Here is a 14,418-nt window from a genome sequence, read left to right on the forward strand (position 1 = left end):
TGTAAGCGATTGGCGTAGAAAAAAGAGAACGGGCATCATGACCCGTTCTCTTTTCTCTCTACTTGGTTTATCTGCGCTCTGAAATACGCTACCAGTGCGTCAGTTGCGCTTGCCTTTGTTCCTAGTGTTGCCTGATGCGGGTTGATGATGGACTTTTGGATGTAGTCCCAAACGTCATCCGGTAAGGTCGAAAGAAACAAGTCCTCCACGTTTTCACCGAAAAAGTAGTTAACTGGCTTGTTCAAAACTTTCGCCATCTGAGCGACCACTTGAATGGTTGGATTGGCTTTCTTTCCCGTCTCCAAATCACTTATGTAGTTTTTAGTCACTCCGATTGCATCTGCCAATTGAACTGCTGTTAGGTTTTGTTCTTTTCGTGCCGTTCTGATGTGTCTATTCAGCTCATTCATGAAATCACCCTCTGCAGGAACAAGTGTTCTATTTCGAAGAAAACAAAAGCATCATCGAGTACATCCACGGTATTGCCGCCAAATCAACATCTACTCAATTGATTCCAACTATAGTTGGATATATAATAGAGCCATAACCCCGTACCAATCCATTCTATCACATCACCCAACAGGAGGGTCCCCTATGCAAACCACACAACCGATCATGATTCGCTGGCCGAATGAGGACACGGGCGAGTACTTTAAAATTCCCGGCTGCCTCGTCGCCGAATACACAGCAATCGCGATCCTCGACAATCACCTCGAAATTCACCTCGTCACTCCAACCACTGACCCGCATGAGTTTGATCTACGGTTTGCATCGAACCCGTTTTTCTATGTTGGCGATGACCTCCCGACCATCTTCCATGACATCTCTAGCCTCTCTCTCGTCGATTTAGCACGAAAGTACACGCATAGCGAGTTTGTTGAACAACCACCCTTCTGCATGAACTAGAGCGTACAAAAAAAGAGAGAGGCTACACAGAGCCCTGTAGAGTGATAAAAAAGTTGTATCATCACAGAGCGAACGAACCCTGATTCTACCGTAGCCCCGCACCACGAATATAATAAAAAAGTTGTATCATGAGACCTCTAATGTCAATCAAATGCTGATTTTTCGTGATAATAAAGTTGTACCATGAAACAAACAAGACATCCAACTGTTTGGTTATCTGGTCAAAATTGCTCTAAGCAATGTACATGTCACCCACTAGGCCACCATAATGGTGGCCTTTTCGACGTTTCGAAGCTTTGTCAAAAATTTATCTTTCCTTTTTCATTTGCGCGTAACAAGTGCTCTGCGAATGGCTGCGGCAAAGCATTTCCTCAGCGGGCCACTTCTTCGGGTACATGCTGCTCGTGTGGTCACGAATGTCGCGAAGATATGCGCAGCTCTACCTTGTACGATCGGCAAGTTAATCGAGATATACGAAGAAAAGAATGCCGAGGCGTAATTAGCCACGCGTCCTTTAGTTTTTGAATCTGCTTCGACGTTCAGAACATCCCCTTGCACCTTATTTCTACGGCCACGATAGACCTTCATTACGCTTAGTACATTGCTTCGGGTCGAACAGTGGAAAATAACGAGACAACAGGCGGTAAACCCAAAGGGTTTACCGCCTGTTATTTGCCAACTACACGATTGTAAAGCCTGCTCTATCGACATACTGCTCGTACCTCTCGACATCCTCCTCATTCCCGACATGCGAGGCAATTAGTCGGAAAATATTATACTGCTCTCTCGTAATACTGAGGCCTTCCACAGTATTAGTGGACGCATTCCAAGTCACTTTCGGAAGCGGCAACATCGCTCTACCACCATCTACGTTCACGAATATCTCTCGTCTTACAAGGACTCCTTTGTAGAAAAAGTCCAAGTAGGCTGAAGAGGCTCGGGTATCGCTGAATCTGTCGGTCCAGTCTTCGGAAAAATCATCGTTTGCCTCAAATCCCCACGCCATACTAATCGAGAGATCTTCTTTAAAAGAGGCGACATTCGAATGGGATTCGACCTCTACCGTCTGACCGTTAGACGTATTAGAGACCATTACTCTGCTCAGATAGGACGGACCGCTCCCATGCCCCCAGCACGAGATGTGATTCCACTGATCTGCACTAGAATTGACAATTTGTTGCATGAAAGTTTGGATGTTCATTTGTATTCCTCCCTTATTAGTAGTTAAAGATACCTCTGTTGGGCGTATTTCGTTCGGTCGTGCTGACCCATTCAGCTACTTCATCTAGTGCCGCTTGGACTTGGTCGTGTGTGAGACCCAAATTCTTCGCTTGCTCCCAAATGGTGTACATTTTGGAGTCGAGCGTTCTCGGGTAGCTGACCGAGTCGTTAGTCAGCGCGTGCTGCAGGATCGGCTCCCCACCTTTGTCGCCTTGTTCACTGAGAGACATTGTTTGGACATTCCATCCGTCCTGAGTACGGGTCAAACGATACGTGTCATAGTGACCCCAGCGATTCGTCCATACTCGGAAGTTAAAGATATCACCGATAGTGTGGTCGATCGGATCATCATTTGCGGTCGGGTCTTGAAGATAGTCCAGCAAGTCCTCGCAAGGATGGAAGTGCTCGTAGAAACGGGGATCAGTCGCCGACATCCCGCGATTCTCGATCATGTGTCTGTGGTGCGTGGGATGTGGATTGAGGGACATGTGAAGCTCATGAGCAATTCGCCCCATGCGAGCAAGATATTTCTGCACTTGCTCTCTGCTCAAGGTCTCATTCCGGAAATGTTCTCGGAGCTCGTCCACATCAGTCTGAAGTTGTTGGCGAAGCTCTTCTTGGTGCGCGTTCAATTCGACTGGCATTTTCTCGTCCACCTTTCGGGATATATTGTGTTTTTTGGAAGATCTTGATTGAATTATAGGTCAAGAATAGTCAATAGTCAATGATGATCAAACTTCCTTTTCCTCAATTTTTCGACGTTTTTATAACTTACACAGCCGAATTATGTATACTTACTATCAAATGTTTGACTGTTCTTGGACGTTCCCTAGCGCACAGCCATTCACCACTCATATACCTGAACCATTCATCCACATGATGATCACGGCACAGGGCATACGTGCCGTGATCGCTATCTGGAGATCCTCTTGGGCATGTTCAATACCGACAGGCTAAGATGCAGCCTCGTGGAACTGGTTCCCAATCGCGATGCCGCGCTGGACGATCTCATCTCTTCCGTGGAGCCGAAGCGGTTAAAGACTACTCTGCTCGAACACCTAGCCGTGCATGAGCTTCGGGAGCTCTGTAAGCGATTGGCGTAGAAAAAAGAGAACGGGCATCATGACCCGTTCTCTTTTCTCTCTACTTGGTTTATCTGCGCTCTGAAATACGCTACCAGTGCGTCAGTTGCGCTTGCCTTTGTTCCGAGTGTTGCCTGATGCGGGTTGAAGATGGACTGTTGGATGTAGTCTCTAAAGTACACGCATAGCGAGTTTGTTGAACAACCACCCTTCTGCATGAACTAGAGCGTACAAAAAAAGAGAGAGGCTACACAGAGCCCCTCTCTTTTTGCAAATAAAACTACTCAACCGTCACAGACTTCGCAAGGTTACGAGGATTGTCAACATCATTCCCACGCGCTACCGACGCATAATACGCCAGCAACTGCAGCGGGATCACCGCGATAATCGGAGCCAGGAACGGGTTCACGCGCGGGATGTGGATGACTTGGTCAGCCGTCTTCCCGATCTCGGTATCACCGCTCCATGCCAGTGCCAGCACGAACGCATCGCGTGCCTTGACTTCCTGGATGTTCGACACCGTCTTCTCGTACAGGTCATCCTGCGTCACCAACGCAATCACCGGAATGTCCTCCACGATCAGCGCCAACGTCCCGTGCTTCAGTTCCCCTGCTGCATACGCCTCGGCGTGCATGTAGGAAATCTCCTTCAGCTTCAGCGAGCCTTCCATCGAAACCGCATAGTCCAGACCACGGCCGATGAAGAACGCGTGCTCACGGGAGCTCCATTGCTTCGCGAACGTCTCAATCGCCGGAGAAGTTTCCAGCACGGTCTCTGCCTTGGCCGGCATGTCGCGCAGGTCGGTCAGCAGAGCCGGAACTTCCGCTGCCCCAACCGAACCGCGTTCCTGTGCCAACCAGCCTGCAAACAGGTACAGAGCGGTCAACTGCGTCGTGTACGCCTTGGTCGAAGCCACGGAGATCTCCGGGCCTGCCCAGGTGAAGATCACATCGTCCGCTTCACGCGCTGCCGAGGAACCGACAACGTTGGTGATCGCGAGGATGCGGGTGCCCTGTTCCTTCGCTTGGCGCAGCGCCGCGAGGGTATCTGCCGTCTCACCGGATTGCGTGATGACGACCATCAGGGTGTTTTTCGAAACGATCGGGTCACGGTAACGGTACTCAGACGCGATCTCGCAATCCACCGGGATGCGGGTCAGCTTCTCAATCGCGTGCTTCCCAACCATCCCTGCATGCCAAGATGTACCGCATGCGAGGATGTGGATGCGGTCGATCTCGCTCGCGAAACCAGCCGGCCATTGCACTTCGTCAAATACCACTTTCGTTCCGTCCTCGGAGATCCGACCGGTCAGGGTGTCGGAGATCGCTTTCGGTTGCTCGTGGATTTCCTTGAGCATGAAGTGATCGTAGCCGCCCTTCTCAGCAGCCGAAGCGGACCACGTGACTTCGTAGACTTCCTTCTCCGTCGGGTTGCCTTGGAGGTCGAAGGTTTTCACCGCATCAGCCGTCAACACGGCAATCTCGCCGTCATCGAGGATGTATACGTTGCGGGTGTACTCCAGAATCGCCGGGATGTCAGACGCGATGAAGTTCTCGCCTTCGCCCAGACCGATGACCAGCGGCGATTGCTTGCGAACCGCGATCAGTTTGCCCGGTTCTTGCTTCGCCATGATCCCCAGTGCAAACGCACCGTGGATGCGCTTGTTGATCGCCAGTACGGTATCGAACAGGTCGCCTGTCCACATGTCGTCGAGCAAGTGCGCCACCACTTCGGTGTCGGTTTCGGACAGGAAGGTGTGACCCATCGCGGTCAGTTCTTCACGCAGGGATTGGTAGTTCTCGATGATCCCGTTGTGGACGATCGTGAAGTTGCCGTTGTCGTCTTGGTGCGGGTGGGCGTTGTTGTCAGACGGACGTCCGTGCGTCGCCCAACGGGTGTGTCCAATCCCTTGGTTACCAGACAGACGACCCGTGCCGTCGACCAGTTCTGCGAGGTTGGCGAGACGGCCTACCGATTTTTTCACGGTGACGGCACCGTTCTCAAAGATCGCGATCCCTGCGGAGTCATACCCGCGGTATTCCAGCTTGCCCAGACCGTGCAAGAGTACGTCTTGTGCTTGTTTGTTGCCGATGTAACCCACGATTCCACACATAGTTAAAAAATCTCCTTTTTGTGGATCGGAGGCAAGAGGTAATCAAACTTGTGCCAAATGGCTACAAGCACCCTAGTGCCTCGTCAGCCATTTTTTGTTGTGTGTACCGGTAGCGCCTCTTGTCCCGTCGGTCACCCAACGGATTTCGAAGTGCGCTATATCGGTGGGGTACAACCACCGGGAGGCATCCGCCGAAACATCGATACTCCTCCACCTCGTCAACTGGCCGTGGAAATTCTCCGCTCATACGGTCAGTTCAGGCGCTTTTTGGTATATGGTAGACCACTTGCAACTTGCACACAACATCTCAACTGCGGTCGCGCTCTCCACATCACCTCCATCAAGGTATCGTATGCCGCCGAGAGTTAGGAGGGGAGCAGGCGCTCCCCCATTTTTATCTCTCGCCTTGTTCGCGGCGTACAACGTTGGCAATGTCGTTCACGTACCCTTGCAGCGCTTCCTCCTCCGGGCCTTCCGCCATGACGCGGATCAGCGGCTCGGTGCCCGACGGACGCACCAACACGCGACCGTCAGCCCCCAAGGCTTCCTCGGCGCGTTGGATCGCCGCGAGGATCTCCGCGTTGTCCTTCCACCCGTCCTTGGTCACGACGCGGACGTTGACCAGAATCTGTGGGAAGGAACGCATGATCGAGCGAAGCGAGCTCAGCGATTGTTGCGATTCTACCATGATATCCGTGAGATGCAGGGCTGTCAATAGACCGTCCCCGGTGGTGTTGTGCTGGAGCAGGATGATATGTCCAGATTGTTCCCCACCCAGTCCATATCCACCCGCACGCATCTCTTCCATGACGTAACGGTCCCCGACGGCGGTCACTTTCACGTCGATGCCTTGTTCGCGCATCGCTTTGTGGAAGCCGATGTTCGACATGACCGTGGAGACGACGGTGTTGTTCGGGAGCGCCCCGCGCTTTTTCATCGCGACGCCGAGGATGCCCATGATGTAGTCACCATCGACGATCTGGCCTTGGTCATCGACCGCGATCAGGCGGTCCGCATCCCCGTCGAAGCTCAAGCCGATCGCCGCGCCATGCGCGAGAACCGCTTCTTGGACTTTCTCTGGATGTGTAGAGCCACAGCCGACATTGATGTTGGTGCCGGTCGGTTCCGCGTTGATCACGATCACATCGGCACCCAACGAGCGGAATACGTCACCCGCTACGTAAGAAGCCGCACCGTTGCCGCAGTCGAGCACGACTTTGATCCCGTCGAAGCGATGCGAGATCGTGGACTTCTGGAATTCGGTGAACAGCTCACCCGCGTTCGCTTGTTCCACGATGCGGCCCACCTGTTCGCCGGTCGGTCGCGGCAGCTCGTCAACGGCTGCATCGAGCAGGCGCTCAAATTCCGCCTCTTGCTCATCGGTCAATTTGAACCCATCTCCGCCGAAAAACTTGATGCCGTTGTCCGGCACCGGGTTGTGCGACGCCGAGATCATGACGCCTGCGTCACAGCCCAATTTGCGTGTCAGGTAGGAAACGCCTGGCGTTGGGATGACGCCGAGGCGCAACACATCCACGCCGACCGACAGGATGCCTGCGACCAGCGAGGCTTCCAGCATGTCACCGGAGATGCGAGTATCTTTGCCGACCGCGATCTGAGCGCGCACGCTCGTCGACCCTTGGGTCAGGACGAACGCACCTGCACGGCCGAGCTTGTATGCCAATTCAGGGGTCAGTTCGAGGTTGGCAACACCGCGAACACCATCAGTACCAAAGTAACGTGCCACGTATGAAAATCTCCTTCGCATAGATGAAGTCGGTTAGTTTGCTATCTCAGCGCAATACGCCTATTTTCCCATATCCGGTGGGCTTTCACAAGACCCTGCCCACTCTCAGTAGACGCACGCCAGCCCCCAGATGTTCCACAGGTACAAAAAAGTCCCAACCCCGTCTCCGGGGTGGGACTTTTTCACGAACTCACTTCACAAAGCTGACCATCATCGTCTCCGGCTGCATCTGCACCGCACGGAGGAAGTTCGGTACGGTGATCTGCAGCCGCACCTCATGCGTGCCAGCCGCTTGGTTGGCAGCATCGACATACACTTGCAAGTCGCTTGGCTGCAACTTGTCGAGCAACGACTTCGCCCCTTCGATCGTCACCGAGACCTGCTCAGGTCCGCCGACCACTTTGTAGGACTGGCCTTCCTTCAACCCCGTCACTTTCACGGGCATCCCGTCGAACGTGCGGCGGTTCGCGTCGACCACGGTGATCGTGATCTCAACTTCCGCCGGCTCAAGCGTCGTGATGCCCGCTTGAATCGGGAGCTTGATTTTCTGCGTGGTGGTCTTGTTCAGTCCCGTCAGATCGAGCACCGGCACCGGGTAACTCTCCAAGGCTTCTAGCGTTTTCGGGTCGCCATAGGCGGTAACCGTCATCGTGTGGTTGATCGATTCCACCGCATAGCCCGGTGCCAGATCGCCCTTGAACTGCAAGCTCAACGGCAACGACTTGGACGGGTGGTTGACCGGGATCGTCACTTCGGCGCGGTCGCTGTTCAGCCGGACGTTCTTGATCGCCTTGCCCGCTTCATCGAGCGCGACCAATGGAACGGAGGTGTGTACCGCCTCCACCGCGCCTTCGACGGAAATCGTCGCCACCACCGATTTGACGTTGTTGACGACCGACTTGGCCCCGGACAGCACGACCGTCTTCGGGGAGATCACCGCTTCCCCGACATTCAGCCCTTCCTTGGGCTTGCCTTCGGTGTTCAGCGTGATCGGAAAGTCCTTGACCACGTTCGCCTCGAGCTGGATCGTGACGGTCGGGGAGTTGCTGGTGACCCCCGAGGGCAGCCCCGTCACATAGACGGGAACTTCGTGCGTCCCCTCCGATAGCTTGGTCGCGTCGGCGATCACATGCACGGAGTCGCTCTGGGCAATCACGTTCATCACGTCAAATCCCGGTCCGCGCAGGGTGAGCGTGACTTTGGGCTCGGCCACCAGCGAGAAATTGTGGTCGTCATAGAGCACACTCACACTCTGGTCTCGCAACGGTTGCGTGATCTGCGTGATGCCGCCGCCCGTGGTCGTGCCCTCCTCGCCGGAGTGTACGATCAGCCAGAGCAGGATCGCGAGGATCGAGGCGACAATTTTGACGACAGTGTTGTTGCGTAACAGGCGGTCCATCATCCTACGATCCCGCCTTTCCCTTGAACAGTGTAAAGCCGCTCGTCTTGACCGGCACCAGCAGGTTGGTCAGGTACTCGCGGAAGGATTGCTCGTCGAGGTTGCGCGTGAGCTTGCCATCAGCTGCCAGCGAGATCGCCCCCGTCTCCTCAGAGACGATCACCGCGACCGCATCCGACTGCTCGGAGATGCCGATGCCCGCCCGATGGCGCGTGCCTAGCTCCTTGCTCAAGCTGGCGTTGTCGCTGAGCGGGAGGAAGCAGGAGGCGGCGAGCACATTTTGCCCGCGAATGATCACCGCTCCATCGTGCAGCGGCGTGTTCGGGATGAAGATGTTGATCAACAGCTCCGAGGACACGACCGCCCCGATCGGGATGCCCGTCTCGATATGATCGACGAGACCTGTGTCGCGTTCGAGGATGATCAGGGCGCCAATTTTGTTTTTGGAGAGCACGCTGGTCGCCTTGGTCAGTTCGTTGATCGTCTTCGGGATGTCCTCCTCCTCCTGGAACAGCGTCGTGCTGCGCGAGGAGAAGAACTTGCCGCGCCCGAGCTGTTCCAAGCCCCGACGGAACTCTGGTTGAAAAACGACCGGGATCGCAAACAGCCCGATCGTGAGAATTTTGTCCAATAACCAACTGAGCGCCCCGAGTTGCAAGGTATGCGCAATCCCCGTCGCCAAGAGGATCATCACGACACCCTTCAACAACTGAACCGCACGAGTGCCACGTATCATCAAGATCAATCGATATAGCACGAAGGCGACGATGATGACGTCCAGCGCGTCTAAAAGTCGAAGTGAACTCACCAATTTTTCGAAAGTCGTCTGCAAATCCGCCACCTGCTGCCTTCTCTACAATTTCGCTGCAAAATCCCCTGTTAGCTTGTCCTTATGTACCGTATACCATTTCGCTTCGGGTCGTGGTTTCCCTTTTTACGAACAACAAAAAAGAGCAGAAAAGTTCTGCTCCTCAGACCCGTTTATTTCGCTAGGTCATGCCACAAGCGTTTGGCATAGTAGGCGACCTTCTCAGCCGCTTGGTCGACTTCCTCCGTCTCCCCGGAAATGTCCGCTCCCGCCATGCGGTAGACGCGTCCGTTGAGCGTGGTGACATTGCCGTTGACTTTGCCGCGCACTTCGACGTCGCCATTTTGTATAACGAGGTCTCCGTTGTATTCCGTTCCGGCCGGCACGATGACTTTGTTGTCCGCGACGACCAATCCCTGCGTGTTGTCCGCTTGCAACGCGAACTTCTCCGGGGCCGTGATCGAGACGCCGAGGCCAAAGACCAACAACACGGCGGCGGCAACCCCTGTATATTTCATGATCGGCACACGCCAATTGCGCTTGGGCGGGTGCATCGCATTCAATTGCTCCATCAGGTTCTCCGTAAACCCAGCAGGTGCTTTTACCCAGTCGGTTTGGGCGAACTGGTGCATCGCGCTGTCCAGTTCCTTGAGTTCGCTCTGGCAATCGGCACATGTCGTGATGTGCGATTCAAATTCCTCCAACTCAGCACCCGTCAATTCCTCATCGAGGTATTGGTGCATCCGTTCGTTCATGTGTGAAGTGCTCACTGTTCGGTACACCTCCTATCGGCTTTGGTGTCGCAAGCCTGCCCGCAACGCCTCGCGTCCACGGTGAATCCGCGTCTTGACGGTTGAGACGGGCACTTCGAGGACGTCCGCGATCTCCTGCAACGACATGTCGTGCAGGTATTTCAGGATCACAGCGGCTCGGTAGTTCTCTGGCAACGCTTCGATGGCGTCTTGGACTTCTCGCTGCGTCTCCGTGCGCATCACTTCGTCCTCCGGCCCCAGATCTGGGGACGAGAGGCGGGTGTACATGTCGCCACCCTCGATGCCGTCCACTTCCGCGTCTAGCGAGTAACTCGCTTTTTTCTTGCGCATGCGGTCGATGCAGAGGTTGGTTGCGATGCGGTAGATCCACGTGGAGAATTTGTGGCTCGCATTATATTTGTCTAAATTTTTGTAGGCTCGCAAAAATGCCTCTTGGGCGATGTCCTCCGCCTCTTGCGGGTTGCCAAGCATCCGGTAGCCGAGGTTATACAGTTTGTCCTTGTACAGCTCGACCAGCTCAGCAAATGCGAGACGATCGCCTTTCTGGGCTCTTTTGACGATCCTGATCTCCATGAGTTCCATTGGTTTCCTCCGCCGTGTTTTCTCCGGCTAACAGGGTATACGAACCGGGTCCGAAAAAGTTTCACATCCTTTTTCTTTTTCCCTGTCTGTTAAAAAATCCCTGCCCCCAGCGCTCCAAGTCCCCGATGTTTTTTTTATTCTCCCCTTTTTTTCACCGATACACCCGGACGCGTTCTTTCAGTTGCCAGTTCGCCGTTTGTAAAATGTGGTTAACTTCTATTGATTCATTTTAATGTAGACCTTATACTAATACTTGTTGAGAATTTTGATACTTTTTGTCTAAAGGGCGGTGCAGCATCGTGCCGGAACATCAACTGACTCATGTGGGCTTGCGAATTCGTAGAGCCCGGTTGCAACGGAATTTATCCGAGGGGGAGGCAGCGCAGGGGTTGTGTTCGGTGGACGCCTTGCGAAAACTTGAGGAGGGCATGGGCTTCGCGACGGTGGAACTGATCGGGAAGTTGGCCGCGCGCTTGGGCGTGGAGGCCGGGGAATGGTTGCCCGCATCGGAAACGTTTCCAACGTTGGCTCCGGTACGGATGGAGATCGGGCAGGGCTACTACCTGCGCGAGACCTACCGACAAATTCTCGATCAGGTAAGCGCGCAAGAGCTCGACCCCGAGCTGCCTCAAGAAGCTAGACGCAAGTTGTTGTTGATCAAAGTGGACGCGTTGGTCCGCATGGAGCGCGTGGAGGAAACACTCCCGATCCTGTTGGAGGCGGTGGAGAGCTGTGTAGGGCGGCGATCACCAGAGGACAATGTCTACGCAGCGAAGTTGCATCACCGTCTAGGCGAGCTGTACCTGAGCCAATCGAGGGTGGGACGGATGCCCTTGGAGGAAGCCCAGATGGAATCGTATCTCGCCTATATGCGCGGGTATCTCTTGGTGGACAAGCTCCAACACTCGGAAGCGGCTGGACTCGCTGATCAGTTGGCGGAAGGGCTTGGTCGAGTCGCTGATGACATGGGCGGTGCCCAACAGATGGCAGACCGACTGTTCGAGATGTCCAGCACATCTGCTGAACGCGACCCGCGCATGGCGTTCAACTACCTCACACAAGCCAAAGCGCTGTACCGGTCGCTGAACCGCCGTCAGATGCACACTCAGATCGTCGAGGCGATGAACGAAGTGCGCCGTCGGCAAGCGAACCCAGAGGCGGTGTTGCAGGAGCTGCTGCGCGAGGTTCGGCTCGATGCGCTCAGCGACGACGATCGCATCCGCTTGATCAATTCGTACTCGAACGCGGCGGAACATTGCTTGAAGAAGCAGCGCTACGAGGAGACGTCCAAGCACCTTCAACGGGCGGCAGAGTTGTTGACAGCAGAAATTCCTTCGATGTTCATCACGCGGACCTACTACACGACACAGGCAACGTTCATGATCATTCGCGAACAGTACGAAGAGTCTGTTGAGCACGCGATGACCGCTTATGAAAAGGCGCTGGAGATGCACTCCCCTGAGGAGGCCGCTGCCGCCTTGAAGATCGCTGCAGACGCCTACAAGCGGCAGGGCAAGCTTGGGCAGGCTGCCGACCTGTTACGTCAAGCCAGCGACCTCCTAGCGGGGGATAGCCTTCCTGAGTACGAGCCAGGAACGCTGTTGTGAGCGGCGGTACATAGGGGCGCTGGGTATAGAAAAAAAGGAGATGCCAGCTCGTGGCATCTCCTTTTTCTCATGCGGTCGTGCGGTCGTGTCGTGCGGTCATGCTCTCGTGCTATTGGACCGCTTCCTTCTCCCGCAAGCCGGCGATCAACACGGCGGCAACTTCTGGGCGCGTGAATTCGACCGGGAGCGCCTCGCCTGCGCGGAGCTTCTCACGGACTTTGGTGCCGGAGAGCGTGAGGTGGTCTCCGGTGCCGTGCGGGCAGGTCTTGGTCGACGCCATCGCTTGGCATTTCGTGCAGTAGAAGCTGTGTTCGAAGAACAACGGCAGAATTCCCAATTCTTCAGCTGTGAAGTTTGAGAAGATCAACTGCGCGTCATAGGTGCCGTAATAGTTGCCCACACCCGCATGGTCGCGACCGACGATGAAGTGCGTGCAACCGAAGTTTTTGCGCACCATCGCGTGGAAAACCGCTTCGCGCGGCCCTGCATAGCGCATCGCCGCCGGGAACACGCCCAACTGCACGCGGTCTGCCGGGTAGTAGTTCTCCAGCAACACTTGGTACGAGGTCATCCGCACGTCAGCCGGGATGTCGTCCGACTTGGTTTCCCCGACCAACGGGTTCAGGAACAGGCCATCAACGATCTCCAGCGCCGACTTTTGGATGTACTCGTGCGCCCGGTGTACCGGGTTGCGAGTTTGGAAGCCCACGACCGTTTTCCAACCGCGCTGGGCAAAAAGCGCACGCGTATCCGCTGGGTCGAAGCGAAACTCGGGGAAGTCCTTGTTGGGGTCGCGTTGCAGCAACCAGATCGGTCCGGCGAGGTAGACGTTCGGACGTTCGTACAATTTGGCAACGCCTGGATGTTCAGGTTCGGTCGTGCGGTAGACGCGGGAAGCTTCCCGCGCTTTGTTCGGGATAAACTTCTCGGTCACGTCGAGCAGGCCGTAGATCACGCCGTGCTCATCAACCAAGGCTACGCTTTCCCCGACTTCCACTCCCTGTGCAGTCTCCTCGGTCACCGGCAAGGTGATCGGCAGGCTCCACACCGTGCCGTCCGCCAAGCGCATGTTGTCGACGACATTGTCATAGTCCGCGCTTCCCAAGAACCCGGTCAGCGGCGAGAACGCACCGACGGCGATCAATTCTAAGTCGGACAACGCAAACGCATCCAGCGGTACACGTTTCAAGGTCGCCGCCCGTTCCTGCTGTCTCTGTAGCTCTTCTCCTGTCAACACGCGGTTTACCAGCGTGCCACCATGTGGTGCAATCAATCCGCTCAAGGTTGCAGACCTCCCTCTATTTCATCAACATCTTGAATCCCGCCAAAAAGATCAGCACCACCAGACTACTGCGCACAAACGTCTCCGGCACACGCGTCGTCATCCGACTGCCGATCAGGATGCCAGGGATCGATCCGATCAACAATTGTCCGACCAGATGCAGATCGACGTTGCCCATCGACAAGTGGGCAAGCCCTGCGACACCGGTGACCAGAACCGCCTGTACGATATCCGTCCCGACCAAGCGCGCCACGGCCACCGGGTAGATCAACACGAGGACAGCCATGAACAGCGTTCCTGATCCGACCGAGGTCAGCCCGACCACGAACCCGGCGATCAGGCCGAGCCAGATCATCTTGCGCGCATCGGGGCGAATCGTCTCCGGTGCCTGCGTCAGGACACCGTCCGCCGTCGCTGCCAGCTCTTGCTGGGAGGCGGCGGCTTCAGCTTGTGATGCGTGGCGCAGTTCATTGCGCTTGGTGCGCATCTCCGACAGCTTGCGCACCATCTGCCAGATCATGAACAGCGCGATCAGCAGATAGGTCAACCCCAATACCTTGCCGAGAATCGTTTGTACGGAATCGGCATAGCTTTTCTGCAAGATCATCATCATCAACGCCCCGGCCAATGCGCCGGGCACGCTGCCCGTGCTCAACAGGCGGACGACGGTCCAGTCGACCGTTTTTTGCCGCCAGTGCTGCCAGGCACCGAAGATCTTCGTGATCGAGGAATAGACGAGGTCGGTTCCGACCGCCACCGTCGGGTTCACCCCGAACAGAAAGATCATCATCGGCGTCATCACCAGAGCGCCGCCCATGCCTGTCATCCCCACCAAAATGCCCACGACAAAACCGCCAAACGATAGTTCCCAGTTCATCTCTGTTGTTTGCCTCCTCCG

At 55.3% G+C, this 14,418-nt stretch carries 13 protein-coding genes; 2 read left to right on the forward strand and 11 right to left on the reverse strand.

Annotated features, from left to right (window positions below; genetic code table 11):
• Window positions 1–35: 35 nt before the first annotated feature.
• Window positions 36–410, reverse strand: a complete 375-nt coding sequence (locus C7459_RS00045) for a helix-turn-helix domain-containing protein (protein ID WP_109684994.1) — start codon at window positions 408–410, stop codon at window positions 36–38.
• A gap of 184 nt (window positions 411–594) precedes the next feature.
• Between C7459_RS00045 and C7459_RS00050 the strand changes: the two genes are divergently transcribed.
• On the forward strand, window positions 595–906 hold the full coding sequence (locus C7459_RS00050; protein WP_109684996.1) for a hypothetical protein: 312 nt from the start codon (window positions 595–597) through the stop codon (window positions 904–906).
• A gap of 679 nt (window positions 907–1,585) precedes the next feature.
• Here the strand turns inward: C7459_RS00050 and C7459_RS00055 are convergent.
• The 8 genes from C7459_RS00055 to sigW form a co-directional block, all read right to left on the reverse strand.
• The gene (locus C7459_RS00055) at window positions 1,586–2,107 is read right to left on the reverse strand and encodes a hypothetical protein (RefSeq protein WP_109684998.1); all 522 of its coding nucleotides are present in this window, start codon (window positions 2,105–2,107) and stop codon (window positions 1,586–1,588) included.
• A gap of 16 nt (window positions 2,108–2,123) precedes the next feature.
• Window positions 2,124–2,771: a hypothetical protein gene (locus C7459_RS00060; protein ID WP_109685000.1), complete on the reverse strand. Its 648-nt coding sequence runs from the start codon at window positions 2,769–2,771 to the stop codon at window positions 2,124–2,126.
• A 718-nt stretch (window positions 2,772–3,489) separates the two neighbouring features.
• Window positions 3,490–5,322, reverse strand: coding sequence for a glutamine--fructose-6-phosphate transaminase (isomerizing) (glmS, locus tag C7459_RS00065; RefSeq protein WP_109685002.1), 1,833 nt, complete (start codon window positions 5,320–5,322; stop codon window positions 3,490–3,492).
• Between the two features lie 394 nt (window positions 5,323–5,716).
• On the reverse strand, window positions 5,717–7,069 hold the full coding sequence (gene glmM, locus C7459_RS00070; protein WP_109685004.1) for a phosphoglucosamine mutase: 1,353 nt from the start codon (window positions 7,067–7,069) through the stop codon (window positions 5,717–5,719).
• Window positions 7,070–7,259: 190 nt separating this feature from the next.
• Entirely contained in the window at window positions 7,260–8,471 is a 1,212-nt protein-coding gene (locus tag C7459_RS00075; RefSeq protein WP_109685006.1) for a CdaR family protein, read from the reverse strand.
• A gap of 1 nt (window position 8,472) precedes the next feature.
• Entirely contained in the window at window positions 8,473–9,309 is an 837-nt protein-coding gene (cdaA, locus tag C7459_RS00080; protein ID WP_245884350.1) for a diadenylate cyclase CdaA, read from the reverse strand.
• Between the two features lie 140 nt (window positions 9,310–9,449).
• Window positions 9,450–10,046 carry a zf-HC2 domain-containing protein gene (locus tag C7459_RS00085; RefSeq protein WP_146200914.1) on the reverse strand — a complete coding sequence of 199 codons (597 nt, stop codon included), beginning with the start codon at window positions 10,044–10,046 and terminating at the stop codon, window positions 9,450–9,452.
• A gap of 15 nt (window positions 10,047–10,061) precedes the next feature.
• Window positions 10,062–10,631 (reverse strand): RNA polymerase sigma factor SigW, encoded by a 570-nt coding sequence (gene sigW / locus C7459_RS00090; RefSeq protein WP_109685010.1) that lies wholly within the window; start codon window positions 10,629–10,631, stop codon window positions 10,062–10,064.
• 398 nt (window positions 10,632–11,029) lie between these two features.
• On the opposite strand from sigW, the gene C7459_RS00095 reads away from it, so the two are divergent.
• Window positions 11,030–12,238 (forward strand): hypothetical protein, encoded by a 1,209-nt coding sequence (locus C7459_RS00095; RefSeq protein WP_146200915.1) that lies wholly within the window; start codon window positions 11,030–11,032, stop codon window positions 12,236–12,238.
• Between the two features lie 109 nt (window positions 12,239–12,347).
• Here the strand turns inward: C7459_RS00095 and sat are convergent, their stop codons facing one another.
• Both sat and C7459_RS00105 read right to left on the reverse strand, forming a co-directional pair.
• Window positions 12,348–13,520: a sulfate adenylyltransferase gene (sat, locus tag C7459_RS00100; RefSeq protein ID WP_109685014.1), complete on the reverse strand. Its 1,173-nt coding sequence runs from the start codon at window positions 13,518–13,520 to the stop codon at window positions 12,348–12,350.
• 16 nt (window positions 13,521–13,536) lie between these two features.
• A complete protein-coding gene (locus tag C7459_RS00105) occupies window positions 13,537–14,397 on the reverse strand; it encodes a sulfite exporter TauE/SafE family protein (protein ID WP_109685016.1) in 861 nt (286 codons plus the stop codon).
• Between the last annotated feature and the right edge of the window lie 21 nt (window positions 14,398–14,418).

This window comes from Tumebacillus permanentifrigoris (assembly GCF_003148565.1).
In the GTDB taxonomy this organism is placed as follows: Bacteria; Bacillota; Bacilli; order Tumebacillales; family Tumebacillaceae; genus Tumebacillus; species Tumebacillus permanentifrigoris.

Bases quoted from the DNA above. Each gene is read 5' to 3' on its own strand.
- C7459_RS00105 (WP_109685016.1), bottom strand. From the start codon at position 14,397: ATGAACTGGGAACTATCGTTTGGCGGTTTTGTCGTGGGCATTTTGGTG.
- C7459_RS00075 (WP_109685006.1), bottom strand. From the start codon at position 8,471: ATGATGGACCGCCTGTTACGCAACAACACTGTCGTCAAAATTGTCGCC.
- sigW (WP_109685010.1), bottom strand. From the start codon at position 10,631: ATGGAACTCATGGAGATCAGGATCGTCAAAAGAGCCCAGAAAGGCGAT.
- C7459_RS00060 (WP_109685000.1), bottom strand. From the start codon at position 2,771: ATGCCAGTCGAATTGAACGCGCACCAAGAAGAGCTTCGCCAACAACTT.
- C7459_RS00045 (WP_109684994.1), bottom strand. From the start codon at position 410: ATGAATGAGCTGAATAGACACATCAGAACGGCACGAAAAGAACAAAAC.
- C7459_RS00050 (WP_109684996.1), top strand. From the start codon at position 595: ATGCAAACCACACAACCGATCATGATTCGCTGGCCGAATGAGGACACG.
- glmS (WP_109685002.1), bottom strand. From the start codon at position 5,322: ATGTGTGGAATCGTGGGTTACATCGGCAACAAACAAGCACAAGACGTA.
- C7459_RS00055 (WP_109684998.1), bottom strand. From the start codon at position 2,107: ATGAACATCCAAACTTTCATGCAACAAATTGTCAATTCTAGTGCAGAT.